The 18,453-nt window shown below is 71.5% G+C and carries 18 protein-coding genes; 5 read left to right on the forward strand and 13 right to left on the reverse strand.

Annotated features, from left to right (window positions below; translation table 11 throughout):
- Positions 1 to 140: 140 nt before the first annotated feature.
- From hisF to hisD, 8 genes are read right to left on the reverse strand one after another with little or no spacing between them, the layout of a single operon-like run.
- Positions 141 to 896, reverse strand: a complete 756-nt coding sequence (hisF, locus tag QIS96_RS03940; protein WP_282540926.1) for an imidazole glycerol phosphate synthase subunit HisF — start codon at positions 894 to 896, stop codon at positions 141 to 143.
- Positions 893 to 1,315 (reverse strand): RidA family protein, encoded by a 423-nt coding sequence (locus QIS96_RS03945; RefSeq protein ID WP_282540927.1) that lies wholly within the window; start codon positions 1,313 to 1,315, stop codon positions 893 to 895. The genes hisF and QIS96_RS03945 overlap by 4 nt, the downstream gene beginning before the upstream one ends.
- Complete coding sequence (gene priA, locus QIS96_RS03950; RefSeq protein WP_282540928.1) at positions 1,312 to 2,040, reverse strand: bifunctional 1-(5-phosphoribosyl)-5-((5-phosphoribosylamino)methylideneamino)imidazole-4-carboxamide isomerase/phosphoribosylanthranilate isomerase PriA; 729 nt, start codon at positions 2,038 to 2,040, stop codon at positions 1,312 to 1,314. The genes QIS96_RS03945 and priA overlap by 4 nt, the downstream gene beginning before the upstream one ends.
- The gene (gene hisH, locus QIS96_RS03955) at positions 2,040 to 2,720 is read right to left on the reverse strand and encodes an imidazole glycerol phosphate synthase subunit HisH (RefSeq protein WP_282540929.1); all 681 of its coding nucleotides are present in this window, start codon (positions 2,718 to 2,720) and stop codon (positions 2,040 to 2,042) included. Before hisH ends, priA begins: the two co-directional genes overlap by 1 nt.
- Positions 2,717 to 2,881, reverse strand: a complete 165-nt coding sequence (locus tag QIS96_RS03960) for a hypothetical protein (protein ID WP_282540930.1) — start codon at positions 2,879 to 2,881, stop codon at positions 2,717 to 2,719. Before QIS96_RS03960 ends, hisH begins: the two co-directional genes overlap by 4 nt.
- A gap of 3 nt (positions 2,882 to 2,884) precedes the next feature.
- Positions 2,885 to 3,478, reverse strand: a complete 594-nt coding sequence (hisB, locus tag QIS96_RS03965) for an imidazoleglycerol-phosphate dehydratase HisB (RefSeq protein WP_282540931.1) — start codon at positions 3,476 to 3,478, stop codon at positions 2,885 to 2,887.
- On the reverse strand, positions 3,475 to 4,596 hold the full coding sequence (locus tag QIS96_RS03970) for a histidinol-phosphate transaminase (RefSeq protein WP_282540932.1): 1,122 nt from the start codon (positions 4,594 to 4,596) through the stop codon (positions 3,475 to 3,477). Before QIS96_RS03970 ends, hisB begins: the two co-directional genes overlap by 4 nt.
- The gene (gene hisD / locus QIS96_RS03975) at positions 4,593 to 5,942 is read right to left on the reverse strand and encodes a histidinol dehydrogenase (RefSeq protein WP_282540933.1); all 1,350 of its coding nucleotides are present in this window, start codon (positions 5,940 to 5,942) and stop codon (positions 4,593 to 4,595) included. The genes QIS96_RS03970 and hisD overlap by 4 nt, the downstream gene beginning before the upstream one ends.
- Before the next feature lie 291 nt (positions 5,943 to 6,233).
- Between hisD and QIS96_RS03980 the strand changes: the two genes are divergently transcribed.
- The 4 genes from QIS96_RS03980 (at position 6,234) to ybaK (ending at position 10,227) form a co-directional block, all read left to right on the forward strand.
- Complete coding sequence (locus QIS96_RS03980) at positions 6,234 to 7,781, forward strand: oxidoreductase (protein ID WP_282541102.1); 1,548 nt, start codon at positions 6,234 to 6,236, stop codon at positions 7,779 to 7,781.
- Positions 7,782 to 7,909: 128 nt separating this feature from the next.
- The gene (locus tag QIS96_RS03985) at positions 7,910 to 8,920 is read left to right on the forward strand and encodes a hypothetical protein (RefSeq protein ID WP_282540934.1); all 1,011 of its coding nucleotides are present in this window, start codon (positions 7,910 to 7,912) and stop codon (positions 8,918 to 8,920) included.
- Between the two features lie 22 nt (positions 8,921 to 8,942).
- On the forward strand, positions 8,943 to 9,692 hold the full coding sequence (locus QIS96_RS03990) for an LON peptidase substrate-binding domain-containing protein (protein ID WP_282540935.1): 750 nt from the start codon (positions 8,943 to 8,945) through the stop codon (positions 9,690 to 9,692).
- Between the two features lie 25 nt (positions 9,693 to 9,717).
- Positions 9,718 to 10,227, forward strand: a complete 510-nt coding sequence (gene ybaK, locus QIS96_RS03995; RefSeq protein ID WP_282540936.1) for a Cys-tRNA(Pro) deacylase — start codon at positions 9,718 to 9,720, stop codon at positions 10,225 to 10,227.
- A 23-nt stretch (positions 10,228 to 10,250) separates the two neighbouring features.
- Here ybaK and QIS96_RS04000 read toward each other — a convergent pair whose 3' ends face one another.
- The 4 genes from QIS96_RS04000 to QIS96_RS04015 form a co-directional block, all read right to left on the reverse strand.
- On the reverse strand, positions 10,251 to 10,934 hold the full coding sequence (locus QIS96_RS04000) for a hypothetical protein (protein ID WP_282540937.1): 684 nt from the start codon (positions 10,932 to 10,934) through the stop codon (positions 10,251 to 10,253).
- 81 nt (positions 10,935 to 11,015) lie between these two features.
- Positions 11,016 to 11,834 carry an ABC transporter permease gene (locus tag QIS96_RS04005; RefSeq protein ID WP_349017362.1) on the reverse strand — a complete coding sequence of 273 codons (819 nt, stop codon included), beginning with the start codon at positions 11,832 to 11,834 and terminating at the stop codon, positions 11,016 to 11,018.
- A gap of 2 nt (positions 11,835 to 11,836) precedes the next feature.
- Entirely contained in the window at positions 11,837 to 12,808 is a 972-nt protein-coding gene (locus QIS96_RS04010; protein ID WP_282541103.1) for an ABC transporter ATP-binding protein, read from the reverse strand.
- A gap of 218 nt (positions 12,809 to 13,026) precedes the next feature.
- Positions 13,027 to 14,298 (reverse strand): NYN domain-containing protein, encoded by a 1,272-nt coding sequence (locus tag QIS96_RS04015; RefSeq protein ID WP_282541104.1) that lies wholly within the window; start codon positions 14,296 to 14,298, stop codon positions 13,027 to 13,029.
- A gap of 274 nt (positions 14,299 to 14,572) precedes the next feature.
- Here QIS96_RS04015 and QIS96_RS04020 point away from each other — a divergent pair, with 274 nt between their 5' ends.
- On the forward strand, positions 14,573 to 14,743 hold the full coding sequence (locus tag QIS96_RS04020) for a hypothetical protein (RefSeq protein WP_282540939.1): 171 nt from the start codon (positions 14,573 to 14,575) through the stop codon (positions 14,741 to 14,743).
- A 99-nt stretch (positions 14,744 to 14,842) separates the two neighbouring features.
- On the opposite strand, the gene dnaE is transcribed toward QIS96_RS04020, so the two are convergent.
- Entirely contained in the window at positions 14,843 to 18,394 is a 3,552-nt protein-coding gene (gene dnaE / locus QIS96_RS04025) for a DNA polymerase III subunit alpha (RefSeq protein WP_282540940.1), read from the reverse strand.
- Positions 18,395 to 18,453: the final 59 nt, after the last annotated feature.

Here is an 18,453-nt window from a genome sequence, read left to right on the forward strand (position 1 = left end):
GGAACTGGGGCTCCGCCCCAGACCCCGCTCCTCAAGCGCCGGAGGGGCTGGTTTTTAGGGGCGCGGGGAACTGCGCGACCAGCCCCCACGGCGCGGCAGCCGAAAAACAAGCGGGGCACGGGGCGAAGCCCCGAAGCCCCCTACCGCACCGGGTGGCCCGCCCCCCGCAAGGTCTCCTTGACCTCGCCGATCCGCAGATCCCCGAAGTGGAAGACCGACGCCGCGAGGACCGCGTCCGCGCCCGCGGCGACGGCCGGCGGGAAGTGGTCGAGGCGGCCCGCGCCGCCGGAGGCGATGACGGGGACGGTGACGTGCTTGCGTACGGCCTCGATCATCTCGATGTCGTAGCCGTCCTTCGTGCCGTCCGCGTCCATCGAGTTGAGCAGGATCTCGCCCGCGCCCAACTCGGCCGCCCGGTGCGCCCATTCGACGGCGTCGATGCCGGCTGACTTGCGGCCGCCGTGGGTGGTCACCTCGAAGGAGCCGGACTCCGTGCGGCGGGCGTCGACCGACAGGACGAGGACCTGGCGGCCGAAGCGCTCGGCGATCTCCCGGATCAGGTCCGGGCGGGCGATCGCGGCCGTGTTCACGCCGACCTTGTCCGCGCCCGCGCGCAGCAGCTTGTCGACGTCCTCGGCCGTGCGGACGCCGCCGCCGACGGTGAGCGGGATGAAGACCTGCTCGGCGGTGCGGCGGACCACGTCGTACGTCGTCTCGCGGTTGCCGGAGGACGCGGTGATGTCCAGGAACGTCAACTCGTCGGCGCCCTCGGCGTCGTACACCTTGGCCATCTCGACGGGGTCGCCCGCGTCGCGCAGGTTCTGGAAGTTGACGCCCTTGACGACCCGGCCGTTGTCCACGTCCAGGCAGGGGATGACTCGGACCGCCAGGGTCATGACTGATCGGGCTCCTCGTACGGGTCCCGGGCGCCGCCCAGGAAAGCTTCTAGTTCCACTTCGACCAGGATGCGCGGGTCGACGAAGCCGGTGACGACCGCCATGGTCGTCACCGGGCGCACGGAGCCGAAGAACTCCTGGTGCGCCCGGCCCACTTCGTCGACGTCCCGCGCATGGGTCAGGAAGAGACGGGTGCGGATGACGGACTCGGCGCCGATGCCGAACTCCCCGATCGCGTCGAGGGCGTTGGCGATGGCGACGCGGGTCTGCTCGTACGGATCGCCCTCGCCGTACAGCACCATCCCCTTGAAGGAGGTGGTGCCGCCGACCACGACCCGGTCGCCCGCCGCTACGGCGCGCGCGAAACCGAAGGCCTCTTCCCAGGGGCTGCCGCTCTGCACGCGTCGTACGTCGCTCATGACGACACGGCCTCCAGGGCCTCTTCCAGGGTGAAGGCCTTGGCGTACAGGGCCTTGCCGACGATCGAGCCCTCGACGCCGAACGGGACCAGCTCGGCGATGGCGCGCAGGTCGTCGAGGCTGCTCACGCCGCCGGAAGCGACGACGGGGCGGTCCGTGGCCGCGCAGACGTTGCGCAGGAGCTCCAGGTTGGGGCCCTGCAGCGTGCCGTCCTTGGCGATGTCGGTCACCACATAGCGCGCGCAGCCCTCGGAGTTGAGGCGCTCCAGGGTCTCGTAGAGGTCGCCGCCGTCGCGGGTCCAGCCGCGGCCGCGCAGCGTCGTGCCGCGTACGTCGAGACCGACGGCGATCTTGTCGCCGTGCTCGGCGATGACCTTGGCGACCCAGTCGGGGGTCTCCAGGGCGGCGGTGCCGAGGTTGACGCGGGTGCAGCCGGTGGCGAGGGCGGCGGCGAGCGTGTCGTCGTCGCGGATGCCGCCGGACAGCTCCACCTTGATGTCCATGGCCTCGGTGACCTCGCGGACCAGCGCGCGGTTGTCGCCGGTGCCGAACGCGGCGTCCAGGTCGACCAGGTGCAGCCACTCGGCGCCGGAGTTCTGCCAGGCCAGGGCCGCTTCGAGCGGGGAGCCGTAGGAGGTCTCGGTGCCGGACTCGCCGTGCACGAGGCGGACGGCCTGGCCGTCGCGGACGTCGACGGCGGGCAGGAGTTCAAGCTTCGGGGCCATCAAAGGGTTCCGATCCAGTTCTTAAGCAGCTGCGCTCCGGCGTCGCCGGACTTCTCGGGGTGGAACTGCGTCGCCCACAGCGCGCCGTTCTCGACGGCGGCCACGAACTTCTCGCCGTGCGTGGACCAGGTGACGAGCGGGGCGCGCATCGCCGGGTTGGTGATCTCCAGGGTCCAGTCGTGCACGGCGTACGAGTGCACGAAGTAGTAACGGTCGTCCGCAGAGAGGCCGTTGAAGAGCTCGGAGCCCTCGGGGGCCTCGACGGTGTTCCAGCCCATGTGCGGCACGACGTCCGCCTTGAGGGGGCCGACCGTGCCGGGCCACTCGTCCAGGCCCTCGGCCTCGACGCCGTGCTCGATGCCCCGCTCGAAGAGGATCTGCATGCCGACGCAGATACCCATCACGGGACGCCCGCCGGACAGGCGCCGGTCGACGACCCAGTCGCCGCGCGCCTCCTTGAGGCCCTGCATGCAGGCCGAGAAGGCGCCGACGCCGGGGACGAGGAGTCCGTCGGCGTTCATGGCCTTGTCGAAGTCGCGGGTGATCTCGACGTCGGCCCCGGCGCGGGCGAGGGCGCGCTCGGCGGAGCGGACGTTCCCGAAGCCGTAGTCGAAGACGACGACGCTCTTACGTGCGGTGCTCGGCGTGCTTGCCGTGCTCGCCGTGCTTGCCGAGGTCAATTCCACACCTCCAGGCGCAGGACGCCCGCGACGATGCACATCGCGGCGCCGATGGACAGGAGCGTGATCAGGCTCTTGGACTGCTTCTGCTTCGCGAAGGAGTAGACCCCGCCGAGCAGGAACAGTCCGACGAAGAGCAGCAGGGTGGAGAGGCCGTTCATGGCTTACAGGGCGCCCTTCGTGGAAGGGAGGATGCCAGCGGCGCGCGGGTCCCGCTCGGAGGCGTAACGCAGCGCGCGGGCCAGGGCCTTGAACTGGCACTCCACGATGTGGTGGGCGTTGCGCCCGTACGGCACGTGGATGTGCATGGCGATCTGGGCCTGGGCGACGAAGGACTCGAAGATGTGCCGGGTCATCGTCGTGTCGTACTCGCCGATCATCGGCGCCATGTTCTCCGGCTCGGTGTGCACCAGGTACGGACGCCCCGAGAGGTCGACCGTGACCTGGGCGAGCGACTCGTCCAGCGGGACGGTGCAGTTGCCGAAGCGGTAGATGCCGACCTTGTCGCCGAGGGCCTGCTTGAAGGCGGCGCCGAGGGCGAGGGCGGTGTCCTCGATGGTGTGGTGGCTGTCGATGTGCAGGTCGCCCTCGGTCTTGACCGTGAGGTCGAAGAGGCCGTGGCGGCCGAGCTGGTCGAGCATGTGGTCGTAGAAGCCGACCCCGGTCGACACATCGACCTTTCCGGTGCCGTCGAGGTTGATCTCGACGAGGACGGAGGTCTCCTTGGTGGTGCGCTCCACGCGCCCGACGCGACTCATGCGCTCTGCTCCTGCTCCTTCTTGAGTTCGCGTACCGCATCGAGGAACGCGTCGTTCTCTGCCGGGGTTCCGGCGGTGACCCGCAGCCAGCCGGGGACGCCGTTGTCCCGCACCAGGACGCCGCGGTCGAGGATCTGCTGCCATACGTCGTGGGCGGCGCCCTCGCCCTCGAAGCGGCCGAACTGCACGAAGTTCGCGTCGGACGCGGTGACTTCGTACCCCATCTCCCACAACTCGCGGACGATCCGGTCGCGCTCCTGCTTGAGCTGGTCCACGTACGCGAGCAGCGTGTCCGTGTGCTCCAGGGCGGCGAGCGCGGTGGCCTGGGTGACGGCGGAGAGGTGGTACGGAAGCCGCACCAGCTGCACCGCGTCCACCACCGCCGGGTCGGCGGCGAGATAGCCGAGGCGGAGCCCGGCCGCGCCGAAGGCCTTGGACATGGTGCGGGAGACGACGAGATTCGGCCGTCCTTCGAGCAGCGGGAGCAGCGAGGCCCCGTGGCTGAACTCGACGTACGCCTCGTCCACGACGACGAGGGACGGCTTGGCCGCCTGCGCCGCGTCGTACAGGCGCAGGACCGTCTCGGCCGGGACGGCGGTGCCCGTGGGGTTGTTGGGCGAGGTGATGAAGACGACGTCGGGCCGGTTCTCGGCGATGGCCTGCTCGGCGAGGTCGGCGTTGATCGTGAAGTCGTCGTTGCGCGGCCCGGAGATCCAGCCGGTGCCGGTGCCGCGGGAGATCAGCGAGTGCATCGAGTACGAGGGCTCGAAGCCGATCGCCGTACGGCCAGGACCGCCGAAGGTCTGCAGCAGCTGCTGGAGCACTTCGTTGGAGCCGTTGGCCGCCCAGACGTGGGCGGCCGTGACCTCGTACCCGCCGGTGCGGGTGAGGTAGCGGGCCAGTTCCGTGCGCAGCTCGACCGCGTCCCGGTCGGGGTAGCGGTTGAGGTTGCGGGCGGCTTCCCTGACCCGCTCGGCGATCCGCTCGACGAGCGGCTCGGGCAGCGGGTACGGGTTCTCGTTGGTGTTCAGGCGTACGGGCACGTCCAACTGGGGTGCGCCGTAAGGGGACTTGCCGCGCAGCTCGTCGCGGATGGGGAGGTCGTCGATCCTGGTCACTTGGAGTCCGACACCTCCTCGCCCGGCACCTTCCAGTCGAACCTTGCCTTGATCGCGGCGCCGTGCGCCGGCAGGTCCTCGGCCTCGGCGAGGGTCACCACGTGGTGGGCGACGTCGGCCAGGGCGTCCCGCGAGTAGTCCACGATGTGGATGCCGCGCAGGAAGGACTGGACGGACAGGCCCGAGGAGTGGCAGGCGCAGCCGCCGGTGGGCAGCACGTGGTTGGAGCCCGCGCAGTAGTCGCCGAGCGAGACGGGCGCGTACGGGCCGACGAAGATCGCGCCGGCGTTCTTGACGCGCTCGGCCACGGCGGTGGCGTCGGCGGTCTGGATCTCCAGGTGCTCCGCGCCGTACGCGTCGACCACGCGCAGGCCTTCCTCCAGGCCGTCGACGAGGACGATCGCGGACTGCCGGCCGGCCAGGGCGGGCTTGATCCGGTCCTCGACGTGCTTGGTGGCGGCGACCTGCGGCTCCAGCTCCTTCTCGACGGCCTCGGCGAGCGCCACCGAGTCGGTGACCAGGACGGCGGCCGCGAGCGGGTCGTGCTCGGCCTGGCTGATCAGGTCGGACGCGACGTGCGCCGGGTCGGCGGTGTCGTCGGCGAGGACCGCGATCTCGGTCGGGCCGGCCTCGGTGTCGATGCCGATCCTGCCGGTGAAGTAGCGCTTGGCGGCGGCCACCCAGATGTTGCCGGGGCCCGTGACCATGTTGGCCGGGGCGCAGCCGTCGGGGCCCGAGGTGCCGTACGCGAACATCGCCACGGCCTGGGCGCCGCCCACCGCGTACACCTCGTAGACGCCGAGGAGGGCGCAGGCGGCGAGGATCGTCGGGTGCGGCAGACCGCCGAACTCCTTCTGCGGCGGGGACGCGAGGGCGACGGACTCGACGCCCGCCTCCTGCGCCGGGACCGCGTTCATGATCACGGAGGACGGGTAGACGGAGCGGCCGCCCGGTGCGTACAGGCCGACGCGCTCGACCGGCACCCACTTCTCGGTGACCGTGCCGCCGGGCACGACCTGGGTGGTGTGCGGGGCGCGGCGCTGCTCGCGGTGGACGATGCGGGCGCGCCTGATGGACTCCTCCAGGGCCGCGCGCACCTCGGGGTCGAGCTCGGCGAGCGCCTGGGCGAGTGCCTCGGCGGGGACGCGGACCCGGTCGAGCCTGACGCCGTCGAACTTCTCCGCGTACTCGATCAGCGCCGCGGTGCCACGATGATGCACGTCCTCGCAGATGGGCCGCACCTTGTCCAGGGCGGCCGCGACGTCGAACTCGGCACGGGGCAGCAGGTCGCGCAGGGCTCCGCCCTCGGGGAGGGAGTCACCGCGCAGATCGATTCGGGAGATCACGGAACCAATTCTCGCAGACGCCCCGCGGGGGCGATCGCGCGTATCAATGGCTGATACAAGCCCATGGTCAACGGTGGGACGGAATTCGGGGCTCCCCGGAAGATCGGCTTCACGACTAGCGTTCGCCTCGTCACACAGCGGGCATGAGCTGCTGTGCGGCGCGCCGCGGACGGAAGGCGGCCGACGCCGCCGGGACGTACGGGGATGCACGGGGACGTACGGGGACACGCAGAGCGAATCCGGGAGTCACGGGGAGGGACCGCAGCAGTGGTCGACGGGCAGCACACGGACATGCCGGACGGTCTGACCGCGGCCGAGATCGGCATGTGGCAGGCCTTCCAGAACGGCAGCAGGTACGACCTGTCCAGCGGCGACGCGGACGTGGACGACCCGCACGGCGGCCACCCCTGGGGCCCGGAGCGCAGCGTGCGGGCGCGGGTGATCTGCCTGCTGATGCTGGACGGGCCGCCCGCGCTGCCCGGCCGGGTCTCGTCGATCAAGCTGACCGGCGTGCAGATCACCGGCAAGCTCGACGTCGCGGGCGGCACGGTGGAGCCCTACGTGGAGATGAAGGGCTGCCGGTTCGAGAAGGAGATCGTGCTGCCGGAGAGCCGGTTCTCCACGCTGCGCCTGGTGGACTGCTCGATCCCCCGCTTCGAGGCGGCCCGCCTGCACACCGAGGGCGATCTGCACCTGCCGCGCTGCCATGTGCACCGCGGCATCCGCCTGACCGACGCCCAGATCGGCACCGACCTGCTGCTCAACCAGGCCGTGGTGCACCGCGACCGGCGCGGCCGCACGCTGACCGGGGACGGGCTCACGGTCGGCCAGGACTTCCAGGCCGAACTGATGGAATCGCACGGCGAGATGAGTCTGCGCGGCGCCCAGATCGGGGTCTCCCTGAGCCTGCGCGGCAGCCGGCTCCTCAACCCGTACGGCAGCAAGGCCCTGAACGCGCCGCAGCTGACCGTGGAGCGCACGCTGTACATGACGCCCGCCGCGGCCTCCAACCCGCCGCTGACCGGGGGTTCGACGCCGGCGCGCGGGGTGCGGGTGCAGAAGTTCGAGAGCCAGGGCGGGATGCGCCTGGACGACGGGCGGTTCGGCGACGCCATCGACTTCGAGCAGGCCCGCTTCGACATGCAGAACGAGCAGGAGCTGTCGCTGCGCCGCATCCAGGTGCCCGAGCTGCGCTTCCTCGGCGAGAAGCCGGCGCGCGGCAGCGTCGTGCTCTCCGGCGCGAAGATCGTCAACCTGGTCGACAAGTCGACGAGTTGGCCGGGCCCGGGGCAGCTGCGGGTCGGCGGCTTCACGTACGAGAACCTGGTCCCGCGCGGCAGCTTCCCGCTCGCCCGACGCCTGGAGTGGGTGCTCTCGGCGACGCCGGAGTACAGCCCGGAGCCGTACGAGAAGCTGGCCACGGTGCTGCGCAACAGCGGCGAGGACGCCGACGCCCGCGAGGTGCTCCTCGCCAAACAGCGCCGCCGCCGCGAAACCCTGCCGCTCGCGGGCAAGTTCTGGGGGTACGCGCAGGACTGGACGGTCGCGTACGGCTACCGGCCCGGCCGTGCGGCGGTGTGGATGGCGGTGCTGTGGGCGCTGGGCGCGCTGGCGTTCACGCAGTACAGCCCGCCACGGCTGAAGGACGGCGAGGGCCCGGAGTGGAACGCCCCCCTCTACGCCCTCGACCTGCTCGTGCCGGTGATCAACCTGGGCCAGGACGGCTACTGGCGGGTGGAGGGACACTGGCAGTGGGCGGCCGCCGCACTCGTCCTGCTCGGCTGGATCCTGGCGACGACGGTGGCGGCGGGGGCGACGCGGCTGCTGCGGCGGGGGTGAGGCTCCCCGGGGACTGCGGGCAGGGAAAATCCCGCGCCCGAACCGTTACCCGCCCCCGCACAACCCCGTACCCCCTCCGACCGTCATCCCTCCACGCAAGCACAAGGCGCAAGGGAGGGCCTCAGGCCATGGCTCTGTTCCGTGCCGTGATCCGCACGGCCCGGATGGTCCGGCACGCGCCGCGGCTCGGGGAGGGACTTCCACCCGACGACGCGGTGCTCCTCGACGCGCCCGACGAACGCCTCGCCCCGGCCCTGCTCGCCGCGGGGCGCGGGGAGCACGAGCCCGCCGCGAAGCTGCTCGCGGGCACGCGCGAGGCCGCCGAGTGGGAGAACCGGGACCGCTACCTGCTGCGGCTCGCGACCTTCGCGGAGGCCCGCGGCGACTGGTTCGAGTCCTGGCTGCACACCGCGCCGCACGACCCGGACGCCCTGCTCGTCAAGGCCGAGCTCGCGGTCCGGCACGCCTGGCGCTCCCCGGCCCGCGCCGAGCTGCTCCACGAGTCCGCGCCCCTGATCACCGCCGCCGCGGAGGCCGACCCGCGTGACCCGGTGCCCTGGCGGATCGCCCTCGACCACGCGCGCGGCTGCGGGGCGTCGCGCACGGCGTTCAACGCGCTGTGGTCCGAGGCGGTGCGCCGCTCGCCGCACCACTACGGCTGCCACGCGGCGGCACTGCAGTACCTCTCCGCGTCCTGGTACGGCTCGCACCGCGAGTGCCTCGACTTCGCCGAGCGGGCGGCCGCCGAAGCGCTGCCGGGCTCCCTGGTGCGGGCCCTTCCGGTGCGGGGCGCGTTCGCGTATCTGCTCGGCCCCGGCCGCTCCTCCGTCCCGGCGGGCCGACTGCACGCCGCGGCGGACTGCGCGATCGAACTCTCGGCGACGTACGAGGCGGGCGACCCGTACCCGGCGGAGGTCCGCAACCTGCTCGCGTACGTCCTGGTCCGGCAGGAGCGGTGGGGCGACGCCCTCGACCAGCTGCGGCTCATCGGGCCGTGCGCGACGTCCTTCCCGTGGGACCGGATCTCGGACGATCCGCTCGGCCAGTTCCTCGAACTCCGCGACGGCGTACGCCTGGAGGTGGCCGCCGCGACCCCGTTGCGCGCACGAGCTCGGCGGACCCGCTCCGAGCGGGCTTGAGCGGCCATTAGGCTAGTCCGTCGTGACCACCGTCCGGCTTCCGCTCTTTCCGCTGAACACCGTGTTGTTCCCGGGACTCGTGCTGCCTCTGAACGTCTTCGAGGAGCGCTACCGCGCGATGATGCGCGACCTCGTCAAGGCCTCGCCCGACGACTCCGACGAGCCGCGCAGGTTCGCCGTGGTCGCCATCCGCGACGGCCACGAGGTGGCGCCCGCCGAGCCGGGCATGCCCGATGCCACCGCCGTGCCGGAGCGCGGCGCCGCCGCGGGCTTCGGCCCGGACCCGCTGAAGTCGTTCCACCGGATCGGCTGCATCGCGGACGCGGCGACCGTACGGGAACGCGCCGACGGCAGCTTCGAGGTCCTCGCCACCGGCACGACCCGCGTCCGGCTGCACTCCGTGGACGCCTCCGGCCCTTATCTGACCGCCGAGTTGGAGGAGCTGGAGGAGGACCCGGGGGACGAGGCCGGGGCGCTCGCCGAGGGTGTCCTGCGCGCCTTCCGCAACTACCAGAAGCGGCTCGCGGGCGCCCGTGAGCGCTCCCTGTCCACCGGCGCCGAACTGCCCGACGAGCCCTCGGTGGTGTCGTACCTGGTGGCCGCGGCCGCCGTCCTGGACACCCCGACCAAGCAGCGGCTGCTGCAGGCCCCGGACACCGCGTCGCGGCTGCGGGACGAGCTGAAACTCCTTCGCTCGGAGACCGCGGTGATCCGTAACCTGCCGTCGTTGCCCGCCGTCGACCTGACGCGCGGGCCGACGAGCATGAACTGACCGCGTACGCGCAGGCGAGGGCCCGATGGCGAAGAAGTCCAAGAGCAAGAAGCAGCAGCAGTCCGGCGGCACTCCGGCGACGGTGGCCCTCACGGACGCGGGCGTCCCGTTCACGGTGCACGCCTACGAGCACGACCCGGCCCACCCGTCGTACGGCGAGGAGGCGGCCGAGGCGATGGGCGTGTCCCCCGACCGCGTCTTCAAGACCCTGGTCGCGGACGTGGACGGCGCGCTCACCGTGGCCGTGGTCCCGGTCGCGGGCTCGCTCGACCTGAAGGCGCTGGCCGCGGCGGTCGGCGGCAAGCGCGCCGCGATGGCGGACCCGGCGGCGGCGGAGCGCACCACGGGGTACGTGCGCGGCGGCATCTCCCCGCTCGGCCAGCGCAAGCGGCTGCGCACGGTCCTGGACGACTCGGCCTCGGGGCACGCCACGATCTGCGTCTCGGCGGGCCGCCGCGGCCTGGAGGTGGAGCTCGCCCCGGACGACCTGGCGAAGCTCACGGACGCGGTCCTGGCCCCGGTCGGCCGGACCTGAGGATTCCCGTCAGTCCGTACGACTCACTCCGTACGGGTGCCGGGCTCCGGCGGGTACGGGTGGTTCCGGCCCGGCTCCTCGTTCAAGGCGTGGTACGGGCCGACGGCGAACTCCGGGTCGCGCGGGCCGAACAGCGCGGTGAGCCCGAGGTGCACGGCGAGCCCGGCGATCGGCCAGGCGAGCAGCGCGCCGATGGCGTTCAGCTTCAGGGGCGCGTCGAAGGCGACGCCAGGTCCCGCCTCCTTGGCGCGGGCCACCACGTCGTCCCCCGGCCCGAGGAGCAGGCCGAGGCGCCAGGCCACGACGGACGCGAGCAGACCGCCGAGCGCGAGCCCGACCACGAGCGGGATGCCGCCGCGCCTGCGCCACAGGAACACCGCGGCCCCGCTGACCAGGCCGAAACCGAGCGCGAGCAGGATGAACGTGCCGTCGGCGCCGATCGCCTGCTCCCCCTCGATCTCCTTGAGGAACACGGCCTTGTCGTCGGCGACCAGCGGCACCCGCGGCGCGAGCTTCCCCCAGAGCAGCCCGAACAGCGCACCCGAGACCGTGAGGACCACCGCGACGAGCGCCGCCTGGATCAACTCGGTCTGCAACCCGGGCCCGTCCTCCTCCTCGGGGACCGAGGGCGCGCCGCCGTACGACGGCGGCGCCGTGCGGGAGTGGTCGGCGGAGTGCTTGTGGGAGGGCGTGTGCGGTGCAGTCACTCTGCCATCGTGCCAGGCCTTCCGCCCGAGCCGGGTGCCGGGACCGCCATCAGCGGTCACACCCGGTGAGATCCGCCGACCTCAGCGGACCGCGGCCCTGCGGTACGCCCACGTCGCGACGGCCAGCGACAGGACGCCGACCCCCGCGCACACGGCGAGGTCGAGGCCGACGGCCGTCCAGTCGGGGTGCGCGTCGAAGGTCCGCGCGAAGGCCTCCACGCCGTACGTCGACGGCAGCAGGTCGCGCGCGTACTGCAGCAGGAGCGGCATCCGCTCGGCCGGGAGCACGCCCAGGAGCAGCGCCGCGGACATGCCCAACTGGCCGAGCAGCGTGGCCAGTTCGGGCCGGGGCGCGAGCAGCCCGAGGGCCGCGCCGAGCCCGGCGAGCGCGGCGCCCGCGAGCGGGATCACCGCGACGAGCACCCACACATGGGTGAGCGGCAGCCCGAAGAGCAGGCTGCCCACGACCGCGGTGACGAGCGTGCCGGGCACGGTGAACGAGGCGTACGCACCGGCCGCGCCGAGGACGACGGCGGCGGGCGGCACGGGCAGCGTCGCGTAGTGGTCGAGCCCGCCCTGGGCGCGCAGCTGGCCGAAGTACTGGGCGAGCAGGTTGAGGGCGACGAAGGCGACGACGAGTACCGAGGAACCGGCGACCACGGCCCGCGCCTCCTGGCCGCCGTCGACGACGCCGCGCATCAGGACCATGATTCCCACGGACTGGAACGTCGCGACGAAGAGCAGCGGGATCCGGGCGACCCGCGCCCGGGACAGCTGGGCCCGGTACACGGCGCCCAGCGCGGGCAGCAGGCGTGCGGTCGGCGCGAGCGGCGCCTCGGCCCCGGCTGCCGCCGGCTCGGGCGCCCGCCCGGCGCCGGCGACCGCGCCCGTCTCGTACACCGTCACACCTTCACCAGACCCTTCGTACGCCCGCCGAGCGCGAGGTACACGTCCTCCAGGCTCGGCGTGGCCAGCGTGAAATCGTCGAGCGCCGCGAAGGCCTCCCCGCCGGTGACCGCGGCGACGGCGGCGCGGGCCTCGTCGGGGGCGAGCCGCAGGGTCCAGCGCCGGCCGGTCTCCTCGGCGGCGGCGTGCAGGGCGGCGACCTCGGGGACGTCGAGCGGGGCGCTGTCGCGCCAGACCAGGTCGAGCCGGACCTCGCCGGCGACGGCGCTCTTCAGGCCGGAGGGGGTGTCGCAGGCGATGACGCGGCCCTGTTCGAGCACGGCGACCCGGTCGAGCACAGTCTCCGCCTCGATGACGTTGTGGGTGACGAGCAGCACGGTGGTGCCGCGTTCGGCCCGGCGCCGGTCGACGGCGGCCCACACGGCGCGGCGCGCGACCGGGTCCATGCCGGTCGTCGGCTCGTCGAGGACGAGCAGTGGCCGCTCGCCGACGAGGGCGGCGGCGAAGCAGGCGAGCCGCCGCTGGCCGCCGGAGAGCTTCTTCAGGGGACGCCCGGCGATGGGGGCGAGGCCGAGCTCGTCGAGGACGTCGTCGCGTTCGGCGCGGGCGGCGCGCAGATCGAGGCCGCGCAGCCGCCCGGTGGTCTCGGCGGCGAGGGCGACGGTCAGCTCGTCGAGCGCGGTGGACTCCTGCCCGAGGTACGCGAGCAGCCGCGAGGCCCGCTCGGGGTGCCGCACGATGTCGTGCCCGAGGATCCGCACACTCCCGGAGTCGGGCCGCATCAGCCCGGTGAGCTGCCGTACGAGGGTGGACTTGCCGGCGCCGTTGGGGCCGAGGAGGCCGAAGATCTCACCGCGGCGCACGGTGAGCGTGATGTCGTCGGTGGCGCGCACGGCGGGGGTCGCGGGCGCACCGCGGCGCCCGCGCGCGGCGGGATAGGTCTTCACCAGCTCCCGCGTCTCGCACACGGCCTCGTCGTCGTGTGCCCCATCGTTCGGGTGGCCGGTGCGCGTACTCACGAGGCACGAGACTACGGGACCGCCCCCACACCGGTCGCCATGGGGAGCCCCGACAGGGGGCGCCCGTCAGGGGCGCGGGGAACTGCGCGATCAACCACGACGGCGGGAGAGCCGACCAACTCAGCGGCCAGGCCCGCAGGGGGCCGAGGGGGACGCGCAGCGACCCCCTAGTCGCCCGAGGGCGCCGGCTCCGCCACATCCACATCGACCTCACGCCAGAACCCGGCCCGAATCGCATACCGATCGTGCTCGTCGATCTGGTCGTCCTTGTGCGCAAGAAGCCCGAACCGCGCGGCGTACCGCAGAAGTTCACCGTCGATACGGTGCGGAATCCGCGGATACATCCCCGACAGCTTGCCCACCTCGGCCGACTCGGGCAGCCGCGCCATCCAGCGACGGGCGAAGACCTGCCCGACCTCGAAGGGGTCGCCGCCGACGGTGGTGATGTCCTCCTCGCGGTCCGCCCAGCGCTGCTCGGCGGTGGTGAGCTGGGCGAGCGTGGGCAGCGCCGCGATGTCGGCGTGCTCGACGGGGGCGCCGGGCCCGCCGGACCGGTCGATCCAGCCCTTGTCGGAGGACCAGCGCAGGGTCGCGTTGGTGTGCTCCTTGCCGCCCGGGGCGCCGGCCGAGGCACCGCCGGGGGCGCCGAGCGGTGCGCCGGGCCCGTGCAGTGCGGCGAGGTCCTTGGGCGTGGGCACGCCGGGCTTGGCCGGGGCGCGCTCGGCTCCGCCGTGCTCGGCGTGACCGGCGGCGGCGCCGTTCTGCGGGGCGGCGGGCTCCTCGGCGGCGCGTTCGGCGGCCGCGGCGAGGGCGGACTCGGGCAGCGGCGCGGAGAGGATCGCGGCGATCTCGGGTCGCGGCGCGGGCTGCGGCGCGCACACCCCGGCGATCTCCTTGGCGCGTACGGCCTGGGTGATCCAGGCGCGGTCGAGGACGCGGCGCTCGTCGGCCTCGGCGACCAGGTCCTCGGACTGGTTGTAGTCCCCGTCGGCCGCCTGCACGGCCCAGAGGTGGACGGCGACGCCGTGTTCCTTGGCCGACATCAGGCCGGGCAGCAGATCGCCGTCGCCGGTGACCAGGACGATGTCCGAGCAGGCGCGGTTGCGGGCGAGTTCGGTGAGCTCGGCGTGCATCGCGGCGTCCACGCCCTTCTGCGCCCAGCGACCGTCGCTGCGGGTCAGCGCGCCGAGCCGGACGGTGACACGGGGCATCACGCGGAGCCTGCGGTGCTCGGGCTGCGGTACGCGGTCGGGGGCGCCGTCGAACCAGTAGATCCGCAGCAGGGGCTGCTCGGTCTCGGACTCGGCGCGTTCACGCAGGGCCTGGATGAGGGCGGGATGGTCGACGGTGATCCGCGACCGTGAGGGCTCCTTGGCGAGAAGACTCGCGGCGGCACCGAGCAGATATCCGGCGTCCACCAGGACGACGCAGCGGTCCACGCTCTCCACCCTCTTTCCCTGAGGCGCCCCGACTGCGGAAATCGGGTGCGGGTTCGGTTCGGGTTGTCTTCGAGTCTGCCCGAACGCGCGGGGGTTGACGTCCCGAACTCGATCTTCGGCGTGGCGTTTCGGCAAGTTCGGCGCGCGGTTTCGCCGCTTCCGTTAAGAGGCACGGAAGTTACGCACTGTAATGCTCTGAAATGCGCTCTATGTCGGCGTGTGTGAATCTGGTCGCGGCCCTGGCCCCTAGATCCCCCTCAGGAGGCAGATCACCATGGCCAAGAACAAGAATCGCCCCCAGCCGACTCAGCCGAACCGTGGCAAGGAAACGACTACGGAGCGTGGCGCCGAGCAGCAGGGGCAGTCCGCTGTGCAGAGCGATGCGCCCAGCCCTTCCAACCTGGCCGAGCGCGGCAAGCGACAGAAGAGGTTCGGCCACAACTGACGTAGGCCGCAGAGCACCGCACAGTGCCGAAGGGCGCGCCCCGAGACGGGGCGCGCCCTTCGCGCGTCAGCGGCCATACGAAAACCCGAGGGAAACGGCCTAGCCGGCCAGGCACTGCGCGCCGAGCAGCACCTTCAGGTCGCCGAAGAGCGCCGGGTCGGGCTGCACGCGGTGCCGGTCGAGTCGGAGGACCGTGGTCTTGCGGGCGCCGACCAGCTTGATGCGGACCTCGGAGTTGCCCTTGTGGTGGCTGAGCACCTCGCCGAGGCGGCTGACCATGGGCGGCGTGACCTTGACCGTCGGGATGGTGATCAGGACCGGGGCGTTGGTGCCGGCGTTGGAGAGGTCGGGGACCTGCATCTCCATGGCGACCAGACGCGGCACGTCCTCCCGCTTGTCGAGGCGGCCCTTGACGAACACCACGGCGTCCTCGACGAGTTGGGTCGACACCAGCTGGTACGTCGCCGGGAAGAACATGCACTCGATGGAGCCCGCGAGGTCCTCGACGGTGGCGATCGCCCAGGCGTTGCCCTGCTTGGTCATCTTGCGCTGGAGGCCGGAGATGATGCCGCCGATGGTGACGACCGAGCCGTCCGAGAAGTCGCCGCCGGTGAGCTGGCCGATGCCCGCGTCCGCCTTGTCGGAGAGCACGTGCTCCAGGCCGAACAGCGGGTGGTCCGAGACATAGAGCCCGAGCATCTCCCGCTCCTGGGCGAGGAGATACGTCTTGTCCCACTCGTCCTCGGAGAACTCGACGTCGAGCCCGAAGCCCGGCTCGTCGCCGCCGGACTCGTCGCCCATGCCGCCGAAGAGGTCGAACTGGCCCTCGGCCTCCTTGCGCTTGACCGCGACGACGTTGTCGATCATCGGCTCGTACTGCGCGGTGAGGCCCTTGCGGGTGTGCTTCATGGTGTCGAACGCGCCCGCCTTGATGAGCGATTCGGTGGTGCGCTTGTTGCAGGCGGTGGCCTCGACCTTGTCCAGGTAGTCGGGGAAGGAGGTGAACTTCCCCTTGGCCTTGCGGGAGCGGACGATCGACTCGACGACGTTCGTGCCGACGTTACGGACCGCCTCCAGGCCGAAGAGGATCACGTCGTCGCCCTGGGCCGCGAAGTTGTGCACCGACTCGTTGACGTTCGGCGGGAGCACCTTGATGCCCATGCGGCGGCACTCGTTGAGGTAGACCGCCGACTTGTCCTTGTCGTCCTTCACCGAGGTGAGCAGCGCCGCCATGTACTCGGCGGGGTGGTTCGCCTTGAGGTACGCCGTCCAGTAGGTGACCAGGCCGTACGCGGAGGAGTGGGCCTTGTTGAACGCGTATCCGGCGAAGGGGACCAGGACGTCCCAGAGGGCCTGGATGGCCTCGTCGGAGAAGCCCTTCTTGCGGGCGCCCGCCTGGAAGAGGACGAAGTTCTTCTCCAGCTCCTCGGGCTTCTTCTTACCCATCACGCGGCGGAGCACATCGGCCTCGCCGAGCGAGTAGCCCGCGATGATCTGGGCGGCCTTCTGCACCTGCTCCTGGTACACGATCAGGCCGTAGGTGAGACCCAGGGTCTCCTTCAGCGGCTCTTCGAGCTCCGGGTGGATCGGGGTGATCTCCTGGCGGCCGTTCTTCCGCTCCGCGTAGTTGATGTGCGAGTTCATGCCCATCGGGCCCGGCCGGTACAGGGCCGAGACGGCGGAAATGTCCTCGAAGTTGTCGGGCTGCATCTGGCGGAGCAGCGAGCGCATCGGGCCGCCGTCGAACTGGAAGACGCCGAGGGTGTCACCGCGGCAGAGGAGTTCGAAGGTCTTCGGGTCGTCGAGCGGGAGGTTGAGCATCTCCAGGTCGATGCCCTTGTCGGCCCGCACCATCTTGACGGCGTCGTCCATGATGGTGAGGTTGCGCAGGCCCAGGAAGTCCATCTTGAGCAGGCCGAGCGACTCGCACTGCGGGTAGTCCCACTGCGTGATCGTCACGCCGTCGGTGTGCCGGGTCCACAGCGGGGCGTGGTCGACGATGGGCTCGCTGGACATGATCACGCCGGCCGCGTGCACACCCATCTGCCGGACCAGGCCCTCGACGCCCTTCGCGGTGTCGATGACCTTCTTCACGTCCGGCTCGTTCTCGTACATCCCCCGGATCTCGCCCGCCTCGCTGTAGCGCGGGTGCTTGGGGTCGGTGATGCCGGAGAGGTCGATGCCCTTGCCGAGGACGTCGGCGGGCATGGCCTTGGTGAGGCGGTCGCCCATCGCGTACGGATAGCCGAGCACGCGCGCGGAGTCCTTGATGGCGTTCTTCGCCTTGATCTTGCCGTACGTGCCGATCATGGCGACCTTGTCGGAGCCGTACTTCTCCGTCACGTACCTGATCACCTCGACGCGCCTGCGCTCGTCGAAGTCGATGTCGACATCGGGCATGGAGATGCGCTCGGGGTTCAGGAACCGCTCGAAGATCAGGCCGTGCGTGATCGGGTCGAGGTCGGTGATGCCCATCGCGTACGCCACGATCGAGCCGGCCGCGGAGCCTCGGCCGGGGCCGACCGCGATGCCCTGGCTCTTGGCCCACATGATGAAGTCGGCGACGACGAGGAAGTACCCGGGGAAGCCCATCGAGATGATGGTGTCCATCTCGTACTCGGCCTGCTTCTGGCGGTCGTCCGGGACGCCGTCCGGGTACCGGCGGGCCATGCCGCGGCGGACTTCCTCCTGGAACCAGGTGACCTCGGTGAAGCCGTCCGGGATCTCGAACTTCGGCATGAGGTCGCGCTTCTCGAACATGCCGGTGGTGTCGATCTGCTCGGCCACCAGGAGCGTGTTGCGGCAGCCCTCCTGCCAGGCGTCCGACGAGTCGATCGCGTACATCTCGTCGGTCGTCTTCAGGTAGTAGCCCGTGCCGTCGAAGCGGAAGCGGTCCGGGTCGGAGAGGTTCTTGCCGGTCTGGATGCAGAGCAGGGCGTCGTGGGCCGTCGACTCGTGCGCGTACGTGTAGTGCGAGTCGTTGGTGACCAGGGGCGGGATGCCGAGCTTCTTGCCGATCTCCAGGAGGCCGTCGCGGACCCGGCGCTCGATCTCGATGCCGTGGTCCATCAGCTCCAGGAAGTACCGGTCCTTGCCGAAGATGTCCTGGTACTCGGAGGCGGCCTTCAGGGCCTCGTCGAACTGGCCGAGGCGCAGCCGGGTCTGGAGCTCGCCGGAGGGGCAGCCGGTGGAGGCGATCAGGCCCTCCGACCACTGGGCGATCGTCTCCTTGTCCATGCGCGGCCACTTCTGCAGCCAGCCCTCCGCGTACGCGTCCGAGGAGAGCTTGAAGAGGTTGTGCAGTCCCGTGCTGCTGGCCGCCCAGATCGTCTTGTGCGTGTAACCACCCGAACCGGATACGTCGTCCCGCTTCTGGTGCGGCTGGCCCCACTGGATCTTCCGCTTGTTGCGCCGGGACTCGGGGGCGACGTACGCCTCGATGCCGATGATCGGCGTCACACCGGCCTTCTTCGCGCTGTGGAAGAAGTCATACGCACCGTGGAGGTTGCCGTGGTCCGTCATCGCGACATGGGTCATGCCCATCTCGTTGCAGGCGTTGAACATGTCCTTCAGCCGCGCCGCGCCGTCGAGCAGCGAGTACTGGGTGTGGACGTGCAGGTGCGTGAAGGGCGGCCTGGACGAGGCGGTCACGGTGGAAGACCTCCGGAAGAACTCACGGCGACGAAAGTGGGGGACAGCGTCGAAGTCTA

The sequence above is a fragment of the Streptomyces cavernicola genome, from assembly GCF_029968035.1.
Lineage (GTDB): Bacteria > Actinomycetota > Actinomycetes > Streptomycetales > Streptomycetaceae > Streptomyces > Streptomyces cavernicola.